Raw genomic sequence first — 18,983 nt, 5'->3', positions numbered from 1 at the left:
GAGCCTCGAACCTAGATCTCCGTGCGGCGCAGGATATAATCCAGCCCGCCGACGCGGTACCAGCGATAGCCGTAAGGGTCGAGCAGGATGACGTGTTTGCCTGTCTCATCGGCCGTACTGCTTGCTCCATCGGCGATGTCGATGAGGGTGAGGCCCTGTTCGCCGACGCCGGGGTCGAGTTCGATTTTCTGTGGGTGGTCACACAGATTGTGGATGACGAGGACCGAGTTGTTGCGCCAGTCGTAGCGCATGGCCAGCACGCCCTTCTGTCCCGTTTCCAGAACAGTGTAATCGCCCCAGCCGATTTCAGGCGTCTCGTGGCGCATGCGGATCATGCGTTCCGTCCAATTGAGGAGCGAGGTCGGATCACGGCGCTGGTTTGCCACGTTGATATGCTCGAAGCCGTAAGGTCCCTCCGAAATCACCGGCAGCACGGTCTCGTCGGCCAGGCTGAACCCGCCCTGCGGCTCGTCGGACCATTGCATGGGCGTGCGCGCACAGTTGCGCTCGGGAAGCGACAGGTCATCGCCCATGCCGATTTCGTCGCCGTAGCGCAGAACCGGCGTTCCCGGCATCGACAACATGAAGCTGTAGGCTAGTTCCAGGCGCCGCTGGTCGCCGCCGAGCATCGGTGCCAACCGTCGGCGGATGCCGCGATTGTAAAGCTGCATGGTCTTGTCGGGGCCGAACTTCTCGAACACCAGCTCGCGCTGCTTGTCCGTCAGCCGGCCGAGGTCGAGTTCGTCGTGATTGCGCAGGAACGTGCCCCACTGCGCGGTCTCCGGCCGTGCCCGCGTCTCATTGAGCGCCTTGGCGAGCGGACGGGTATCGGCGCTGGCAAGCGCGTAGAACATCGACTGGTTGACCTGGAAATTGAACATCATGTGCATGCGGTCGCCATCCTCGCCGAAATATTCGAGGTTCTGCTTCGGCGGCACATTGGCTTCGGCCAGAATGATGGCATCGCCCTTGCGCCACTGCAGGAAGGCGCGGAACCAGCGCAGGAGGTCGTATTGCTGCTGCGGTCTCTGTGTGTCCGCTCCCTTGTCGGCAATCACGAAGGGCACCGCATCCATGCGAAAGCCGCTGACGCCAAGCTGGATCCAGAAACCCATGATCTTCAGGATTTCGGCGCGCACATGCGGGTTGGCGGTATTGAGGTCGGGCTGGAACTTGTAGAAGCGGTGGAAATAGTATTCGCCGGCCTTTTCGTCATAGGTCCAGGTGCTTTCCTGCACGCCTGGAAAGACCAGTCCCTCATCGGCATTTGCGGGTTTCTTCTTCGACCAGACATACCAGTCGCGGTAGGGCGAGGCCGGATCGCTGCGAGCGCTCTGGAACCAGGGATGCTGGTCGGATGTGTGATTGACGACGATATCGATCAGCACGCGGATGCCGCGCTGTTTTGCGGCATGGGTGAATTCGACGAAATCGCCAAGCGTGCCGAAACGCGGATCGATGTCATAGTAGTTGGAGACATCATAGCCATCGTCCTTGCCGGGCGAGGCCTGGAAGGGCATGAGCCAGATCGCGTCGATCCCCATGCCGGACAGATAATCGAGCCTTCGCATCAAGCCCGGAAAATCGCCGACGCCATCGCCGTTGGAATCCATGAAGGTCTCCACCGACAGACAGTAGATGACGGCGTTCTTGTACCAGAGATCGTTGATCATGACGGGCTCCCTTCTTGCCTGCGAGGCAACTGCTGAAGCCCGGATCGGTTCCGCCGGTCTTTCTGATACTGCTTCCCGTTTCGCCCCCTGCCTTACGTCATATGACGTATGTGGTTTTGCGCTGCAGCGAACCATAGTTCGGACAGCAACGATCAACGGCCGGTTCCAGGCCGGTTGCGAACGAACAAGAAGAGGGGTTCGAACCATGAATTTCAAGGCACGGCTCGGGGGCGCTATGCTCGCCGCCATCATGTCCACCACGTCGTTCCACGGCGCCTTCGCCGCCGAAGACACGATCAAGATCGGCGTTCTCCATTCGCTGTCGGGCACGATGGCGATTTCGGAAACGACGCTGAAAGACGTCATGCTGATGCTCGTTGAAGAGCAGAACAAGAAGGGCGGCGTTCTCGGCAAGAAGCTCGAAGCCGTCGTCGTCGATCCGGCCTCAGACTGGCCGCTGTTTGCCGAAAAGGCCCGCCAGCTGATCTCCCAGGACAAGGTTGCCGCCGTCTTCGGTTGCTGGACCTCGTCCTCGCGCAAGTCCGTCCTGCCGGTCTTCGAAGAGCTGAACTCCATCCTCTTCTACCCGGTGCAGTACGAGGGTGAAGAATCCTCGCGCAACATCTTCTACACCGGCGCCGCTCCCAACCAGCAGGCCATCCCGGCGGTCGATTATCTCGCCGAGAAGGAAGGCGTTCAGCGCTGGGTTCTGGCCGGCACCGACTACGTCTATCCGCAGACGACCAACAAGATCCTGAAGGCCTACCTGATGTCGAAGGGCGTCAAGGCCGAGGACATCATGATCAACTACACGCCCTTCGGTCATTCCGACTGGCAGACGATCGTCACCGACATCAAGAAGTTCGGCTCGGCCGGCAAGAAGACCGCCGTCGTCTCCACCATCAATGGTGACGCCAACGTTCCCTTCTACAAGGAACTGGCCAACCAGGGCATCAAGGCGGAAGACATTCCGGTCGTCGCCTTCTCGGTCGGTGAAGAGGAACTGGCCGGTCTCGACACCACGCCGCTGGTTGGGCATCTGGCCGCCTGGAACTACTTCCAGTCCGTCGATGCGCCCGTCAATGCCGAGTTCATCAAGGAATGGCATGCGTTCACCAAGAACGACAAGCGCGTGACCAACGACCCGATGGAAGCCGCCTATATCGGCTTCAATGCCTGGGTGAAGGCTGTGGAAGCCGCCGGCACCACGGATACGGACAAGGTTCTCGACAGCATCATCGGCGTTTCCGTGCCGAACCTGTCGGGCGGCACCTCCACCGTCATGCCGAACCACCACATCACCAAGCCGGTCCTGATCGGCGAAATCCAGTCCAACGGTCAGTTCGAAATCGTCCAGCAGACCCCGTCCGTGGTCGGTGACGAATGGTCCGATTACCTGCCGGATTCCAAGAACCTGATCTCCGATTGGCGCAAGCCGATGTCCTGCGGTAACTTCAACGTCGCAACCGGCAAGTGCGGTGGCAAGGGCAGCTGATCGGCCTGCTTCCGGTCTGTTGCGAAGGGGTGCGTGACGCCCCCTGTGAACAAGACCTCTCCCCGCGTCAGGCGGGGGGAGGCAACGTGCCTTTGGCACAATGTCCAGGCCATCGGGGGCCGGGCAGGCGCCGGTGCGCCGAAGCCCGAAGGGGCGGGCGGCGCAGACCGGCGGATGAGGGGCTGACATCATGCTGCGATTTTTTCTCTCCATTCTTTTGATGATCCTGGCGCTTGCCACCCAATCCGTGGCGCAATCCGATCCCAAGGCGTTGATCGATGCGCTCGGCAAGGCAGATTTCAAGCAGGCAGAAGACCTGCTCGGCCAGATTGCCGCCTCGGCCGATCCGCGGGTCGTGCCGGCGCTCGAAGCCTTCAATGACGGCGATCTTTACGTCCGCAAGTCCGATGGCACGGTGTTCATCACCAGGGCATCCGGCGCCAATCTGGCGCTCATCGATCCTCTGTCTGGCGCCACAGCCGGCGAGGCACCGAAGGGTGCCATGACAAAGCTCAAGATCAACAACAGCCTTCGCCGCGTCCTTCGCTCGGCGCTTGGCGGCCTCACGCTCTTGAGCCCCGACCGCAACGTGCGCCTCTCGGCTGCCGAGGCGGTGTTGCGTTCGCCAAGCGCCGAAAACCTCGAACTGGTCGAGGCGGCCCTTGCCAAGGAAACCGACCGCGATGTGAAGGCGCGCATGGAAGAGGCGCGCGCCGCCTCCGTTCTCTCCTCCGATCGCCCCGTCGACCAGAAGCGCGCTGCCATCGAGACCATCGGCAGCATCGGCGGGCGCGATGCGATCAGCATCCTGATGAGCGCGTCCGCCTCGCTCGATGCCGCGCTGAAGCCGGATGTCGACCGTGCGATTTCGAAGATCCAGAGCTCGCTTGCCTTCTGGGATCTCGGGCAGAATGTCTGGTACGGCATTTCGCTCGGCTCGGTGCTGCTGCTGGCCGCCATCGGGCTTGCCATCACCTTCGGCGTGATGGGCATCATCAACATGGCCCATGGCGAAATGGTGATGATCGGCGCCTATGCCACCTTCATGGTGCAGGAGGTGATCCGCACCTCGGCGCCGCAGCTGTTTGACTGGTCGCTGGCGATTGCCGTGCCGGTCGCCTTCCTCGTCACCGGTGCCATCGGGCTCGTCATCGAACGCGGCGTCATCCGCTTCCTCTATGGCCGGCCGCTCGAAACACTGCTTGCCACCTGGGGTGTGTCGCTCATCCTGCAGCAGACGGTGCGCAGCATCTTCGGGCCGACCAACCGCGAAGTGGGCAATCCGTCCTGGATGTCCGGTTCGTTCCCGCTCGGCGGCCTGTCGATCACCTGGAACCGGCTGTGGATCGTGGCCTTCTCGCTGTCGATCTTCTTCGGCCTGCTCATCCTGATGAAGCGCTCCGCCTTCGGCCTGCAGATGCGTGCCGTCACCCAGAACCGCCGCATGGCCTCCTCCATGGGCATCCGCACCGCCTGGGTCGATGCCTTCACCTTTGCCCTCGGCTCCGGCATTGCCGGCATCGCTGGCGTGGCGCTCTCCCAGATCGATAACGTCTCGCCCAATCTCGGCCAATCCTACATCATCGACAGTTTCATGGTCGTGGTCTTCGGCGGCGTCGGCAATCTCTGGGGAACGCTGGTCGGGGCCTTATCGCTCGGCGTTCTCAACAAGTTCCTCGAGCCCTCGGTCGGTGCCGTGCTCGGCAAGATCCTGGTGCTCGTCCTCATCATCCTTTTCATCCAGAAGCGGCCGCGCGGTCTCTTCGCACTCAAGGGAAGGGCGATCGAAGCATGATTTCGAGCTTTTTTCTGCGCGCCCTCGAGGGCCGAATCCTTGCAGCCGTCGCGGTGCTTCTCGCCGTGGCCCTGCTGGTGCCCGCCGCCAATCTCCTGACCGCGCCCGACAGCGCGCTGCACATCCCGACCTATGCCGTCTCGCTGATGGGCAAATATCTCTGCTACGCGCTTCTGGCACTCGCGCTCGATCTGGTCTGGGGTTATTGCGGCATTCTCTCGCTCGGCCACGGCGCCTTCTTTGCGCTCGGCGGCTATGCCATGGGCATGTATCTGATGCGCCAGATCGGCTCGCGCGGCGTCTACGGCAATCCGGATCTGCCCGATTTCATGGTCTTCCTCAACTGGAAGGAACTGCCGTGGTTCTGGCATGGCATGGACATGTTCTGGTTTGCCATGCTGATGGTGCTGGTAGTGCCGGGCCTTCTGGCCTTCATCTTCGGCTGGTTTGCCTTCCGCTCCCGCGTCAACGGCGTCTATCTGTCGATCATCACGCAGGCGATGACCTATGCGCTGCTGCTCGCCTTCTTCCGCAACGACATGGGCTTTGGCGGCAATAACGGGCTCACCGACTATAAGGAAATCCTCGGCTTTTCCGTGCAGGCGGATGGCACGCGCGCCGTGCTCTTTGCGCTCTCGGCCATCATGCTGTCGCTCTGCCTCATCATTTCCTCAGGCATCGTCCGCTCCAAGTTCGGCAAGGTTCTGGTCGGCGTTCGTGATGCCGAAAGCCGCGTGCGCTTCCTTGGCTTCCGCGTCGAAAACATCAAACTCTTCACCTTCGTCGTCTCGGCGATGATGGCGGGCATTGCCGGTGCGCTCTTCGTGCCGCAGGTCGGCATCATCAACCCGGGTGAATTCGCGCCGGCCAATTCCATCGAAGTGGTGGTGTGGACGGCGGTCGGCGGGCGCGGCACGCTGATCGGGCCGATCATCGGTGCGATCCTCGTCAACGGCGGCAAGAGCTTCTTCACCGGCGCCTTCCCGGAAGCCTGGCTTTATGCACTGGGCGCGCTGTTCATCGGCGTCACGCTGTTCCTGCCCAAGGGTATCGTCGGCACGATCCAGCACCGCTTTGCCGGGCGCCGGGCCGCAAAGGCAGCGGACGAGGCCGAAAAGAGCGCTGCCGACACGGCAGCGGCGAACCAGATCCAGGCAGCGGAGTGAACCCATGAGCCAGCTCGTCAGCGAAACCCGTCCTGCCTCGCTCCTTTATCTCGATGGTGTCTCCGTCTCCTTCGATGGCTTCAAGGCGCTGAACTCCCTGTCCTTCGTGGTGGAGCCGGGGGAATTGCGTGCCATCATCGGCCCGAACGGTGCGGGCAAGACGACGATGATGGATATCATCACCGGCAAGACGCGGCCCGACAGCGGCACCGTGCTGTTCGAGGACACGATTGACCTTACCCGCAAGGACGAGGCCGACATCGCCCAGCTCGGCATCGGCCGAAAATTCCAGAAGCCGACGGTGTTCGAGAGCCATACGGTTTGGGACAATCTGGAACTGGCGCTGAACCGCAAGCGCGGCGTCTTTGCCACGCTGTTCTATCGCCTGACGCAGCAGGACAAGGCGCGCATCGACGAAATCCTGACGACGATCCGCCTGACGCATCGCCGCGACGAACTGGCCGCCAATCTCTCCCATGGCCAGAAGCAATGGCTGGAAATCGGCATGCTTCTGGCGCAGGAGCCGAAACTCCTGTTGGTCGATGAACCGGTTGCCGGCATGACCGATGCCGAAACCGCCGAGACCGCCATTCTCCTGCGCGAAATCGCCAAGACCCGCTCCGTCGTGGTGGTGGAGCACGACATGGGCTTTATCCGCGATCTCGGGGTGAAGGTGACGTGTCTGGCGGAAGGCTCGGTGCTGGCGGAAGGTTCTATCGATTTCGTCTCCAGCGATCCGAAGGTGATCGAGAACTATCTGGGGCGGTGAGGTTTTATGCAGACCTGCGCATCCCCAAAAATCCCCTCCCCACCCTCCCCACAAGGGGGAGGGCTTAACCTAGCTCGACCTTTCTCCCGTATGGCAAGGCGGTGCCGCGAGTTTTCTCCCCCCTTGTGGGGGAGATGGCCGGCAGGCCAGAGGGGGTTTTATCCTGTACTGAATTCACGGAGGCCCCCATGCTGACAGTCGATAACATCAACCTGCATTACGGTGCCGCCCAGGCGCTGCGCGGCGTTTCCATCACCGCGCCGATGGGCAAGATCACCTGCGTTCTGGGGCGAAACGGCGTGGGCAAGTCCTCGTTGTTGCGCGCCATCACCGGCCAGCAGGCGGTGAGCGCCGGGGCGATTGCCTTCAATGGCGCCACGCTCAACGGCCTTGCCCCTTACGCCCGCGCCAAGCACGGCATCGGCTATGTGCCGCAGGGACGGGAAATCTTTCCGCTGCTGACGGTGAAGGAAAATCTCGAGACCGGCTTTGCGCCGCTGTCGCGCAAGGAAAAATTCATCCCCGACGACATCTTTGCGCTGTTTCCGGTGTTGAATTCCATGCTGTCTCGGCGCGGCGGCGATCTGTCCGGCGGCCAGCAGCAGCAGCTCGCCATCGGCCGTGCCATGGTCACGCGTCCAAAGATCCTCGTCTTGGACGAGCCGACCGAAGGCATCCAGCCCTCGATCATCAAGGATATCGGCCGCGCCATCCGGTATCTGCGCGATTCGACCGGCATGGCCATTCTTCTTGTGGAACAGTATCTGGATTTCTGCCGGGAGCTTGCCGATCACGTCTATATCATGGATCGTGGCGAAATCGTGCATGAAGGGGCGGCCGAAACGCTGGACACGGCGGAAGCAAGGCGCCACCTCACCGTGTGATGCCATTTTATCGCATAGCTGCTCTTCTGTCGGAGGGGAGTTTCATAGTGAATTCTAATATGCTAACCAGAGCCCGGTTTAATCCAATACATACTCCGTTTTCACGCACTCCCGTTTGATGAGGCGCTTGATGGCATCTGGACTACGCTCCGGCATCTTCCTTTCCCGAGTCTTTGGCGGCCTGGCCGCTGCCGGCGCCCTCCTGCTTGGCGCGACTTCGGCCAGTGCCGGTTGCGGCGTGGCCGTCGAGGCCGGTTACCATGATATCGACATCACCGTAGACGGCGTTTCCCGTCAGGCTGTCTCCTATGTGCCATCGGCCTATACCGGCACGGACAAGCTGGCTGTCGTGTTCGATTTCCACGGCAGCAACAGCTATCCACGCGCCCAGATGCGCCGCAGTTCCTGGGACAAGGTGGCGGAGCGCGAAGGCTTTATCGTGCTTGCCCCGCAGGGGAGCCTGGATGGCAAGCCGCCGGGCACCCATGCCTGGAACGTCCCCGGTGTGACGACGCAAGCCGGTGGTCTTGATGAAATCTCCTTCATCAAGGCGGCCGTCGAGACGGTGAAGCAGGATTACTGCGTTGATCCGGCGCGCATCTACGCCTCCGGCTATTCCGGCGGCGGGCGCATGCTGTCGGCCTATCTTTGCTCCGGGGCTTCGGATTTCGCCGCGGCCGGTTTCGTCAACTCGCTGCGCGTCGGCTTGCCCGTCGAGCGGCGCGACGGAAAATGGGGTCCGGATCCGGCGACCTGCAAGCCGGCGCGCCCGGTGTCCATCATGGCCTTTGCCGGCGTCAAGGACGAGGCAAATCCTTATGCCGGTGGCGGCAAGCCCTACTGGCAATATGGCTTCAAGACGGCGCTGCAGCGCTGGACCGAACTTGATGGCTGCAAGGGCAACGGCACCTCCGCCAGCATCGACGGCGTCACGTTCAGCCTGTTCGACACCTGCATGAGCGGTGCGCGCATTGCGACCTATGAATTTGCCGAGGGAAACCACGATTGGCCGCGTCCGTCTGCCAAGGCCAATGTGATCGCCGCCGCCGTTGAGACGCAGTCGGGTGTCGTCAAGGTTTCTGCGGGCAAGAAGCAAAGCTTCGATCCCAATATTGATCCGGCCGCGCGGATGTGGGACTTCTTCCGAAAGGCCGATATGACCGATGTCGTGGCGACTGCCGTTCAACCCACCGCAAAAGTGGGCACGGTTGCCGTCTGCGCCGGTGCGTCGGCCTCCAGCAATGCCGAGGGTATGTCGGCCGAGGGAGCGACGTGCAGCAACAGCCAGCCAACAGACCAGCGCCGCAGCGGGCTCGGGGCGAAGGGCGCCTTGTAACCAAACATCTGGCGGGCCGTTCACGGCTCGCCGAACTCTATCAGGACGGCTGCGCAAAGATCCGCCTGCCGGAAAGTTTTACCCCCGCACTCGAGGCGGTCCTGATCAACAGCTCCGGCGGACTGACCGGCGGCGACCGGCTCTCCTGGTCGCTGAAAGCCGGTCCCGGCACGGATGTGACCGTCACCACCCAGGCGAATGAAAAGATCTACAAGGCGTCTGCCGATACGGCCCTTCTGTCGAGCCGTATTGAGGCCGGCGCCGGCGCCCGCGTCGCCTGGCTGCCGCAGGAAAGCATCCTCTTCGACCGCGCCTCGCTGACCCGTCAGCTGGAGGTGGATCTGGCGCATGATGCGGAATTTCTCGCCGTCGAAGCCATCATTCTCGGCCGCACCGCCATGGGCGAAAGCGCCGACCGCGGCCTGTTTCGCGATCGCTGGCGCATTCGCCGCGAAGGCCGCCTGATCCATGCCGAAGACGTACGCCTGGTCGGCGAAATTTCCGCTCTCGGGCAAAGGTCCGCCGTTCTCTCCGGCCGCGTTGCCTTTGCCACGGTGTTCTATGCCGGCCCTCGTGCCGAGGCGTTCCTGCCGCGCCTGCGCGCGCTTTTGGCGGACGGCTATTCCGGTGCAAGCCATTGGCAGGACAAGCTTGTGGTGCGCATTGCGGCCGCCGATGGCTTTGCCTTGAGAAAAATTCTGGTTCCCGTCATTTCGCTCTTGCGAAACGGCGCGCCAGTGCCGAAAGTCTGGAACATCTGAGCATAAATTCGGGGAACCCATGAACCTCAGTCCAAGAGAAAAAGACAAGCTCCTGATTTCGATGGCGGCAATGGTTGCGCGTCGCAGGCTGGAGCGCGGTGTGAAACTGAACCATCCGGAAGCCATCGCCCTGATTACCGATTTCGTCGTGGAAGGCGCACGCGACGGCCGCGCCGTGGCAGACCTCATGGAAGCGGGCGCTCATGTCATCACCCGCGACCAGGTGATGGAGGGAATTGCCGAGATGATCCACGACATCCAGGTGGAAGCGACCTTTCCGGACGGCACCAAGCTGGTGACCGTCCACGAACCGATCCGGTAAACGCCATGCTGGAGCTGCGCCCCAACTGCGAATGCTGCGATCGCGATCTACCTGCGGACAGTCTGGACGCCATGATGTGCAGCTTCGAATGCACCTATTGCGCCGACTGCGCCGAAAACACGCTTTCCGGCATCTGCCCCAATTGCGGGGGCGAACTGGTGCGCCGGCCGGTACGCCCGGCGGCCAAGCTCATCAACAATCCGGCCTCCACGAAACGTGTGCTGAAGGCTGAAGGTTGTTTGCCGACACATGCTGCATGAGACGGCCACCCACAGGGGCCGCACAGAGGAAGAGCAAAGATGATACCGGGTGAAATCATTGCCGCAGAGGGCGAGATCGAGCTGAATGCCGGCCAGCCGACGGTAACGCTGGACGTATCCAACACCGGCGACCGGCCGGTGCAGGTGGGCAGCCACTACCATTTCTTCGAAACCAATGCCGGCCTGTCCTTCGAACGCGACAAGGCACGCGGCATGCGGCTCGATATTCCCGCCGGCACGGCCGTGCGCTTCGAGCCCGGCCAGACGCGCGAGGTGACGCTCATTCCGCTCTCCGGCAAGCGCGAGGTCTATGGTTTCCGCCAAAAGGTGATGGGCGCGCTGTGATGCCATTTGCCCGCCGTCTGCTGCCATCCGCCTTCAGCCTTGCGGCTTTTCTCTGTGCCGGGGCCGCCCTGGCCGAGGAAGAGCCGCAGGTGGATTGCGACAAGGCCGAGGTGCAGAAGGAACTGAACTACTGCGCCGAACGCGATTTCCAGGCAGCCGACGCCGACCTGAACGCCCAGTGGAAAGCCACCCGCAAGGTGATGGCGGATTTCGACAGGCAGCTCGGAGCCGCAGAACGGGGCGCCGAAAAAGCGCTTCTGAAAGGCCAGCGGGCCTGGCTCGAATACCGCGACGGCCAGTGCGAATCGGAAGCCTTCGCCGCCCGCGGCGGCACGCTCGAACCCATGCTGCTGATGTCCTGCAAGGCTGAAATCAGCAAGGTTCGCACCGAAGAATTGAAGACACTCGCCGAGACCATCGGCCAAGAATGAACCGGCTGGATCGGCGCGAGGGGCGCCGGTTCGTCCAAGCAAGAGTTCTAAAGCGAGAAAGCCCATGCCTTACAAGATGTCCCGCGCGGCCTATGCCTCGATGTTCGGCCCCACCATTGGCGACAAGGTGCGCCTTGCCGATACCGAACTGTTCATCGAGGTGGAGAAGGATTTCACCACCTATGGCGAAGAGGTGAAGTTCGGGGGCGGCAAGGTCATCCGCGATGGCATGGGCCAGAGCCAGGTGACGCGCGCCAATGGCGCCGTCGATACCGTCATCACCAATGCCGTCATCGTCGATCATTCCGGGATCATCAAGGCCGATATCGGCCTGAAGGATGGGCGGATCGTGGCGATCGGCAAGGCCGGCAATCCCGATACACAGCCGGGCGTCAACATCATCGTCGGCCCGGGCACGGAGGCGATTGCCGCCGAAGGCAAGATCATCACCGCCGGCGGCATGGATGCACATATCCACTTCATCTGCCCGCAGCAGATCGAGGAAGCGCTGATGTCGGGCCTCACCTGCATGCTGGGCGGCGGCACGGGCCCGGCGCATGGCACGCTTGCCACCACCTGCACGCCCGGCCCCTGGCATATCGCCCGCATGATCGAGGCAGCCGACGCCTTCCCGATGAACCTTGCCTTTGCCGGCAAGGGCAATGCCTCGCTTCCGGGCGCGCTCGAAGAAATGGTGCTCGGCGGCGCCACCTCGCTGAAGCTGCACGAGGACTGGGGCACGACCCCCGGCGCCATCGATTGCTGCCTCTCGGTTGCCGATGAATACGACGTGCAGGTGATGATCCACACCGATACGCTGAACGAAAGCGGCTTCGTCGAAGATACGATCGGCGCGATCAAGGGCCGCACCATCCACGCCTTCCACACCGAAGGTGCCGGCGGCGGGCATGCGCCCGACATCATCAAGATCTGCGGTCAGATGAATGTCATCCCGTCCTCGACCAATCCGACGCGCCCCTATACGGTCAATACGCTCGCCGAGCATCTCGACATGCTGATGGTCTGCCATCACCTGTCGCCGTCGATCCCGGAAGACATTGCGTTCGCCGAAAGCCGTATCCGCAAGGAAACGATTGCGGCGGAAGACATTCTCCACGATATCGGCGCGTTTTCGATCATTTCGTCCGACAGCCAGGCCATGGGCCGCGTCGGCGAAGTGGCCATCCGCACCTGGCAGACGGCCGACAAGATGAAGCGCCAGCGCGGCCGTCTGGCCCAGGAAACCGGCGAAAACGACAATTTCCGCGTCAAGCGCTACATCGCCAAATACACGATCAACCCGGCGATTGCCCATGGTCTTTCCCATGAGATCGGCTCGGTGGAAGTGGGCAAGCGCGCCGATCTCGTGATGTGGAACCCGGCCTTCTTCGGCGTGAAGCCGGACATGGTTCTGCTTGGCGGCATGATCGCGGCAGCCCCGATGGGCGATCCGAACGCCTCCATCCCGACGCCGCAGCCGGTGCATTACCGCCCGATGTTCGGCGCCTTCGGCAAGGCCCGCACCAATTCGTCCGTCACCTTCGTGTCCCAGGCCTCGCTCGATGCGGGGCTTGCCAGCCGGCTCGGCGTAGCAAAGCAGCTGGTGGCGGTGAAAAACACCCGCGGCGGCATTTCCAAGAAGTCGATGATCCACAACGATCTGACGCCGCATATCGAGGTGGACCCGGAAACCTACGAAGTGCGCGCCGATGGCGAACTTCTGACCTGCGAACCGGCAACGGTGCTGCCGATGGCGCAGCGCTATTTCCTGTTCTGAGCGGGCGGCGATGCCCACGCAGATCCGCAGGATGGACGTGGGCGACATCGACGAATGGGTTCGCATGCGCGCCTGTCTGTGGAGCAGCCTCGATGCTGCCGGCCACAGGGCCGAGGTGATGGCCGAGCTTGGCAAGGACCATCACCGGGCCTATCTCGCCCTTGCCGACGATGGGCGGGCGCTTGGTTTTGCCGAGCTCTCCATTCGCGCATACGCCAATGGCTGTACCGCCACGCCGGTGCCTTTTCTCGAAGGCATTTGGGTTGAGCCGGACGCGCGCAGGTCCGGAACGGGTGGCGCGCTGCTGTCGCACATCTCTGCGGTGCTTCGGGAAGAGGGCTATGCGGAGCTTTGTTCGGACGCGGAAATCGACAATATCACGTCCCATCAAGCCCATGCCGCCTGGGGTTTTGCGGAAACAAAACGGGTGGTCTACTTTCGAAAACCACTCTGATTGCCGGTGCCGGCATTTGGTGTAGACTTCGGGCTCACGTTCAGGGTGACACCATGGCTGACGACATCAACAATCTTGTCCTCGAGCATCTGCGTGCCGTCCGCGCGGACATGCGCGACATGCGTGATATCCTGCGGGAGCAAGGCAGTCGGCTGACGCGCATCGAGAGGGGGCTTGCCGGTCTTCGACGGAACCGGGCAGCCGATGCAGAAGGCGTGGCAGAGATGGGGCTGAGGCTGGACCGGCTGGCCGGCACGGGGCAACACATCGAATACCGGCTTGATCTTGTCGATTGATCGGGCGTCAGGACCGGTCAGGCTGTCCTGCGTGAACATTCCGGCAGGGCGAACGGCATGAGGTCTCTTCGCCTGCCTTTGGTGCTCGTGCTTCTCCCCTTGCTGATCCTCATCCTCGGCATGCTGGTGCCGCGTCCGTTGGTCTCTCCCGCGGACGATCGTCAGCCGAGCCGCGAAATCCTTCTTTTGCACAATCCGATCCACACGGACATTGCCCTGCGCCTCGATGAGGGTCTCCGTTCTGAGTTTGCAGAGCTTGCGAATGTGGGCTTTGCCATCGGCCGGCCGGATGCGGTCTATCTTGTGATCGGCTGGGGCGGACGGTCGTTCTACATCGAAACGCCCACCTGGGGCGATGTGAAGCCGATGCCGGTGTTGCGGGCGCTGACCGTTGATCGTTCCGTCATGCATGTGGATCTGACCGCAGATATTCCGCGTAACTTGCCGCAGGTGCGCAGCCTCAGGCTGTCGGAAACCGGCTACCGGCAGATGGTGAAGGCCATCAAGGCGAGCTTTTTGCAAAAGGAGGGCAGGGTGCAGTCGGTCCCGGATGCCGCCTATGGCGACAACGACCTGTTCTTCGAGGCGAATGGAGGCTTCAATGCGCTTTTGGGCTGCAACACCTGGACCGCCGCCATGCTGCGGGCCGGTGGACTTCGCACCGGCTGGTGGACACCTCTGCCGCAACTTCTCGACCTGTCGCTCACTCTCCATGGATCTTCCGCGCCTTTGCCATGAGCCTGGCGCATAGCGGCCATGCGGGACTGTTGAAATCGGCCTTCCATGCTGCACTGCACGCGAATCTCCGCTACCAGTCGGCTTTTGCTGCGGCTTGTCAGAAAGCTGCGGCCATGGTTTTGACAGGAGACACAGAATGCTGATTGGCCGCAAGGTACCCGATGTGACGTTCCGCACGCGCGTGCGCGATGAAGCCGTTGGTGGCCCCAATCCCTTCCGCTGGCAGGACATGACCTCCAGCGACTATTTTGCCGGCAAGCGGGTCATCCTCTTTTCGCTGCCGGGCGCCTTCACGCCCACCTGCTCCACCTTCCAGCTGCCGGATTTCGAAAAGCTCGCCGGCGATTTCCGCGCCGAGGGCATTGATGAGATCTATTGCATCTCCGTCAACGATGCCTTCGTGATGAACGCCTGGGGCAAGACCCAGAATCTCGAAAACGTAAAGCTGATCCCCGACGGCTCCGGCGAGTTTACCCGCAAGATGGGCATGCTGGTTGCCAAGGACAATCTCGGCTTCGGCATGCGCTCCTGGCGCTACGCCGCCATCATCAATGATGGCTTCGTCGAGCAGTGGTTCGAGGAAGAGGGTTTTTCGGACAATTGCGACAGCGACCCCTATGGCGTGTCGTCGCCGCAGAACATTCTGGAACACCTGCGCCGCAAGGAAGCCGCCTGAGGTTTTTGAGGGGCGGTGCGTTTGATGCGCCGCCTCCCGTCTGCTTGCGTGCCCTCGGCATCAAAAGCCACGCCAAGCAAAATCCGCTTGTCATGGGCGCGCGGCTTGGCAATGATGCCGGTCCTCATCACAGGAAATCTCCCATGCAGCATGTCCATTCCTATCGTCCGGCCGGTGAAGTGATCGATCCGCCCGTCGATACAGTTACGCTCCCGCACGACCTGCGCCATCTGCGCCGCAAGCTTCTGCATCTGTCGAATGGCGATATGGTCATGCTCGACCTCAAGGAGGCCGTGCTGTTTCACGACGGCGACCGGCTGGTGCTCGACAATGGCGACACGGTGGAAGTGAAGGCGGCGGCGGAAAAGCTGTTTGAGGTGCGCGGCAAGAGCCGGCTGCACCTCATCGAACTTGCCTGGCATCTCGGCAACCGCCACCTGTCGGCGCAGATCGAGGAAGATCGCATCCTCATCCTGCGCGACCATGTCATTCGCTCCATGCTGCAGGGGTTGGGCGCTACGGTTCTCGATGTCGAGGAAGCGTTCCAGCCGGCCCGCGGCGCCTATCATTCGCATGGCAGCCATGGGCACGATCATCACAACCATGACCACGGGCATGACCACCACGGGCACGATCACCACGGTCATGATCATGGCGGCCACGATCATAGCCATGACTGACGCCTGATGCATGCGGCTCTGGAAACGCAGGCGCTGCTGCGGCTGATGGCTTGGCTGTCGCCGGCCTTTCCGGTGGGCGGCTTTGCCTATTCCAGCGGGCTGGAACGGGCCGTGCATGACGGGCTGGTGACGGATGCGCCGGGCCTGCAGCTCTGGCTGGAAACGCAGTTGCGCCACGGCACCGGCTGGAACGATGCCGTGCTGTTTTCAGCCGCCCATCGCGCCGTTCAGCATCGAAATGGCGATGGTGAGGCGCTTGCCGATCTCTCGTCGCTTGGCCTTGCGCTGGCAGGCTCCGGCGAGCGCTATCTGGAAACCCTGTCGTTGGGGCGTGCCTTTCTCGCTGCCGCCATCGCCTGGCCGCAGCCGGTGTTCGACGTGCTGCCCGCAGACTGTCCCTATCCTGTCGCCGTCGGTGCGGTCTCTGCCGCCCATGGCATCAGCTGCGTGCCGGCGCTTGCGGCTTTTCTGCATGCGGCCCTGTCGCAGGGCGTCTCGGCCGGCATCCGGCTCGGCGTTCTCGGCCAGCACGGCGGGGTTGCCATCCTTGCCGCGCTCGAGGCGCCGATGGGAGAGATGGCCGTGCGTGCCAGCACCGCCAGCCTGGACGATCTCGGCACCGCAACCGTACAGGCCGATATTGCCTCTTTGCGCCACGAGACGCAGGCCTCACGGCTTTTTCGAACATAGAGTGACCATCGCCTTGCGCCGCTTCGGGTGCGCGCTATTCTGACTTTTGGGAAGTGAAGGGAACAAAGAGATGAAATCGGCAAACGGACCCTTGCGCGTCGGCATCGGCGGACCGGTCGGCTCCGGCAAGACGGCGCTGACGGAAAAGCTCTGCAAGGCGATGCGCGACAAATATTCCGTCGCCGTCGTCACCAACGATATCTATACCAAGGAAGATGCCGAGGCGCTGGTGCGCATGCAGGCCCTGTCCTCGGATCGGATCGTCGGCGTTGAAACCGGCGGCTGCCCGCACACGGCCATCCGCGAGGATGCGACGATCAACCTGCAGGCGATTGCAGGCCTCAACGAGAGATTTCCCGATCTCGACCTGATCTTCATCGAATCGGGCGGCGACAATCTGGCGGCCACCTTCTCACCGGATCTTGCCGATATTACCATCTATGTCATCTCCACCTGCCAGGGCGAGGAAATCCCGCGCAAGGGCGGGCCGGGCATTACCCGTTCGGACATGCTGGTGATCAACAAGAAGGATCTGGCGCCTTACGTCGGGGCCGATCTCGACGTGATGGACCGCGATGCCAGCAAGCAGCGCGCCGGCATGCCCTTCGTCTTTACCGACCTGAAGCGCGGCGAAGGCGTCGATCATCTGGTGCGGTTTCTGGAAACCCATGGCGGACTTGCGGCCTGAGATGCTTGGCGCTGCACCGCCCGCCCGGATCCTTTGAAGGAATATCGCATGTCGACCATGTCCCGCCGCTTCGGCGCCTATGACGTTACCATGCTGCGCGATGGCGTGGTGCAAGCGTCCACCGATCATCTTGTCCATCGGCGGGGCGAGGATGCCTTGGCGCAAGCCCGCGCGCGCATCGGCAGCTTTCCGCTCGTCGTCAACTGTTTCCTCCTGACGGGTGACAACGGGGTGACGCTCGTCGATGCCGGCTGCGGCACTGCCTGGGGCGCTGATTTCGGAAAAGCCCGCCTTGCGCTTGCCGATCTAGGCATCGCGCCGCAGGATGTCGACCGCGTCCTCGTCACGCATCTGCACGGCGATCATGTGCCCGGCCTATGGGAGGATGAGACGCCCTATTTTCCGCGCGCGAAAATTCTCGTGCCGGAGGTTGAGCTTTCCTTCTTTACGGACGAGGCGGCGCGCCAGAGCGTGCCGGAAGCGCGCCGCAGCGGCTTCGGGCTAGCTGCTCAGCTCATCAAGGCCTATGGCGCGCGGGTGCAGTCGATCCCGCACGGACCGGTTCTCGACGGGATCGAAGCGGTTGCCCTGCCGGGCCATACGCCCGGTCACACCGGCTATCGCATCGGGGCGGGCAAGGATGGTCTGCTGATCTTTGCCGATGCCCTGCATCTGGCCGCTTACCAGCCGCAGGATCTCGATCTGTGCCTGGTCTATGATCTTGATGCGGACGCTGCGGCAAGGACACGGCTTGCACTTCTGGCCGCCGCAGCCGAGGACGGCTTTGCCGTGACGGGCTGCCATATCGATGGCTATGGCCGGGTTGAACGGGAGGGCCACGCCTTCCGGCTCGATCTGTTCTGACAGGGCTTCGTCGCGCCTGTCGGACAGGGGGCGGAAAAACGCCCCCGCGTCAAATCTGCTTCAACGCTTCCACGTCACCGATCTGGATCACCCGTCCGCGCACGGTCACGCCGGTGCGGCGCAGCGACGAGAAGGCGCGCGACAGCGCTTCCGGGGCAAGGCCGAGCATGCCGGCGAGCAGGTTCTTCTGGAAGGGCAGGCGGATGGAGGCGGTTCCGGTCGCCGTCGGGCAGCGGTTGATCAGGTAATCGGCCACACGCTGGGGGGCCGTGTGCAGGCGGTCGTTCACCACGCAGTCCATGGTGGAAAGGAGGTGGCCGGAAAGGGCCGTCATGATGGCCTTTGCCACCTGCGTATCCTGTTCGGCAAGCTCACGCACATCCTGCATGTCGAAACGGGCAAGGCTGACATTTTCAGCCGCCTGGGCGCTGAACCGGTATTTCTCCCCGCCGAAAATCAGGCATTCGGCAAACACGTCTCCGGGCGCGCATATGCGGATATCGGCCTGCCGCCCGTCGCGGCTGACGCGGTAGAGCCTCACATAGCCGGCAAGCACGCAGTAGAAGGCAAGTGCCGGTTCGCCCTCGCGAAACACATTGGCCCGCGCCGGCATGCTGTAGACATGGGCCGAATCCAGCATCCGCGCCAGCGCATTACCCGTCAGCGAATGCAGGAATGGCGTCTTCGTCAGAAGACCGCGTTCACGGATATTGGCTTTGTGGCTCTTGTCCAGCATGTCATGCCCCCTTCGCATGTCCTCGTGCGTTTACGTGCATCCGGGGGAATATCTAGCATTGCGCGGAAACGCCCGATTTGACATCGATCAAACCGGGCGCCCGCACAAATAGCATTCTTTCCTTGCAAAGCGCAATCTGGCGCCTGC

General features: G+C 62.4%; 22 protein-coding genes. 20 read left to right on the top strand and 2 right to left on the bottom strand.

Features of this window, described 5'->3' with window-relative positions:
- Positions 1 to 11: 11 nt before the first annotated feature.
- A complete protein-coding gene (locus ACEXP3_RS06350) occupies positions 12 to 1,673 on the bottom strand; it encodes an alpha-amylase family protein (RefSeq protein WP_377296494.1) in 1,662 nt (553 codons plus the stop codon).
- Positions 1,674 to 1,878: 205 nt separating this feature from the next.
- Here ACEXP3_RS06350 and urtA point away from each other — a divergent pair, with 205 nt between their 5' ends.
- From urtA to aidB, 20 genes are all read left to right on the top strand, one after another.
- Positions 1,879 to 3,168 carry an urea ABC transporter substrate-binding protein gene (gene urtA / locus ACEXP3_RS06345; RefSeq protein WP_210104288.1) on the top strand — a complete coding sequence of 430 codons (1,290 nt, stop codon included), beginning with the start codon at positions 1,879 to 1,881 and terminating at the stop codon, positions 3,166 to 3,168.
- Between the two features lie 187 nt (positions 3,169 to 3,355).
- Positions 3,356 to 4,963 (top strand): urea ABC transporter permease subunit UrtB, encoded by a 1,608-nt coding sequence (gene urtB / locus ACEXP3_RS06340; RefSeq protein ID WP_377296604.1) that lies wholly within the window; start codon positions 3,356 to 3,358, stop codon positions 4,961 to 4,963.
- Positions 4,960 to 6,129 carry an urea ABC transporter permease subunit UrtC gene (gene urtC / locus ACEXP3_RS06335; protein ID WP_377296493.1) on the top strand — a complete coding sequence of 390 codons (1,170 nt, stop codon included), beginning with the start codon at positions 4,960 to 4,962 and terminating at the stop codon, positions 6,127 to 6,129. The genes urtB and urtC overlap by 4 nt, the downstream gene beginning before the upstream one ends.
- Before the next feature lie 4 nt (positions 6,130 to 6,133).
- A complete protein-coding gene (gene urtD, locus ACEXP3_RS06330; RefSeq protein WP_377296491.1) occupies positions 6,134 to 6,898 on the top strand; it encodes an urea ABC transporter ATP-binding protein UrtD in 765 nt (254 codons plus the stop codon).
- A 188-nt stretch (positions 6,899 to 7,086) separates the two neighbouring features.
- Positions 7,087 to 7,782 (top strand): urea ABC transporter ATP-binding subunit UrtE, encoded by a 696-nt coding sequence (urtE, locus tag ACEXP3_RS06325; protein WP_377296490.1) that lies wholly within the window; start codon positions 7,087 to 7,089, stop codon positions 7,780 to 7,782.
- A gap of 130 nt (positions 7,783 to 7,912) precedes the next feature.
- Positions 7,913 to 9,118 carry a CE1 family esterase gene (locus tag ACEXP3_RS06320; protein ID WP_377296489.1) on the top strand — a complete coding sequence of 402 codons (1,206 nt, stop codon included), beginning with the start codon at positions 7,913 to 7,915 and terminating at the stop codon, positions 9,116 to 9,118.
- Complete coding sequence (locus ACEXP3_RS06315; RefSeq protein ID WP_377296488.1) at positions 9,055 to 9,879, top strand: urease accessory protein UreD; 825 nt, start codon at positions 9,055 to 9,057, stop codon at positions 9,877 to 9,879. Before ACEXP3_RS06320 ends, ACEXP3_RS06315 begins: the two co-directional genes overlap by 64 nt.
- Positions 9,880 to 9,898: 19 nt before the next feature.
- The gene (locus ACEXP3_RS06310; RefSeq protein ID WP_210104295.1) at positions 9,899 to 10,201 is read left to right on the top strand and encodes an urease subunit gamma; all 303 of its coding nucleotides are present in this window, start codon (positions 9,899 to 9,901) and stop codon (positions 10,199 to 10,201) included.
- Positions 10,202 to 10,206: 5 nt separating this feature from the next.
- Positions 10,207 to 10,461 carry a DUF1272 domain-containing protein gene (locus tag ACEXP3_RS06305; protein ID WP_377296487.1) on the top strand — a complete coding sequence of 85 codons (255 nt, stop codon included), beginning with the start codon at positions 10,207 to 10,209 and terminating at the stop codon, positions 10,459 to 10,461.
- Between the two features lie 39 nt (positions 10,462 to 10,500).
- A complete protein-coding gene (locus ACEXP3_RS06300; RefSeq protein ID WP_210104297.1) occupies positions 10,501 to 10,806 on the top strand; it encodes an urease subunit beta in 306 nt (101 codons plus the stop codon).
- Positions 10,806 to 11,237 (top strand): lysozyme inhibitor LprI family protein, encoded by a 432-nt coding sequence (locus tag ACEXP3_RS06295; protein WP_377296486.1) that lies wholly within the window; start codon positions 10,806 to 10,808, stop codon positions 11,235 to 11,237. The genes ACEXP3_RS06300 and ACEXP3_RS06295 overlap by 1 nt, the downstream gene beginning before the upstream one ends.
- A 64-nt stretch (positions 11,238 to 11,301) precedes the next feature.
- Positions 11,302 to 13,014: an urease subunit alpha gene (gene ureC, locus ACEXP3_RS06290; protein ID WP_377296485.1), complete on the top strand. Its 1,713-nt coding sequence runs from the start codon at positions 11,302 to 11,304 to the stop codon at positions 13,012 to 13,014.
- A gap of 10 nt (positions 13,015 to 13,024) precedes the next feature.
- Positions 13,025 to 13,468 (top strand): GNAT family N-acetyltransferase, encoded by a 444-nt coding sequence (locus tag ACEXP3_RS06285; protein ID WP_377296484.1) that lies wholly within the window; start codon positions 13,025 to 13,027, stop codon positions 13,466 to 13,468.
- 53 nt (positions 13,469 to 13,521) lie between these two features.
- Positions 13,522 to 13,764 (top strand): hypothetical protein, encoded by a 243-nt coding sequence (locus ACEXP3_RS06280; protein WP_377296483.1) that lies wholly within the window; start codon positions 13,522 to 13,524, stop codon positions 13,762 to 13,764.
- A 57-nt stretch (positions 13,765 to 13,821) separates the two neighbouring features.
- On the top strand, positions 13,822 to 14,502 hold the full coding sequence (locus ACEXP3_RS06275; RefSeq protein WP_377296482.1) for a TIGR02117 family protein: 681 nt from the start codon (positions 13,822 to 13,824) through the stop codon (positions 14,500 to 14,502).
- Between the two features lie 139 nt (positions 14,503 to 14,641).
- Entirely contained in the window at positions 14,642 to 15,178 is a 537-nt protein-coding gene (locus ACEXP3_RS06270; protein ID WP_210104694.1) for a peroxiredoxin, read from the top strand.
- Positions 15,179 to 15,321: 143 nt separating this feature from the next.
- Positions 15,322 to 15,858 (top strand): urease accessory protein UreE, encoded by a 537-nt coding sequence (ureE, locus tag ACEXP3_RS06265; protein ID WP_210104303.1) that lies wholly within the window; start codon positions 15,322 to 15,324, stop codon positions 15,856 to 15,858.
- Between the two features lie 6 nt (positions 15,859 to 15,864).
- Positions 15,865 to 16,548, top strand: a complete 684-nt coding sequence (locus tag ACEXP3_RS06260; RefSeq protein WP_377296481.1) for an urease accessory protein UreF — start codon at positions 15,865 to 15,867, stop codon at positions 16,546 to 16,548.
- 70 nt (positions 16,549 to 16,618) lie between these two features.
- Positions 16,619 to 17,236: an urease accessory protein UreG gene (ureG, locus tag ACEXP3_RS06255; RefSeq protein ID WP_210104305.1), complete on the top strand. Its 618-nt coding sequence runs from the start codon at positions 16,619 to 16,621 to the stop codon at positions 17,234 to 17,236.
- A gap of 48 nt (positions 17,237 to 17,284) precedes the next feature.
- A complete protein-coding gene (aidB, locus tag ACEXP3_RS06250) occupies positions 17,285 to 18,100 on the top strand; it encodes an AidB family quorum-quenching N-acyl homoserine lactonase (protein WP_377296480.1) in 816 nt (271 codons plus the stop codon).
- Positions 18,101 to 18,149: 49 nt separating this feature from the next.
- Here aidB and ACEXP3_RS06245 read toward each other — a convergent pair whose 3' ends face one another.
- Entirely contained in the window at positions 18,150 to 18,836 is a 687-nt protein-coding gene (locus ACEXP3_RS06245) for a Crp/Fnr family transcriptional regulator (RefSeq protein ID WP_377296479.1), read from the bottom strand.
- Positions 18,837 to 18,983 lie beyond the last annotated feature (147 nt).

It is taken from the genome of Neorhizobium fuzhouense (assembly GCF_042611105.1).
Lineage (GTDB): Bacteria > Pseudomonadota > Alphaproteobacteria > Rhizobiales > Rhizobiaceae > Neorhizobium > Neorhizobium galegae_A.
This window is presented reverse-complemented; position numbering and strand designations above follow the sequence as displayed.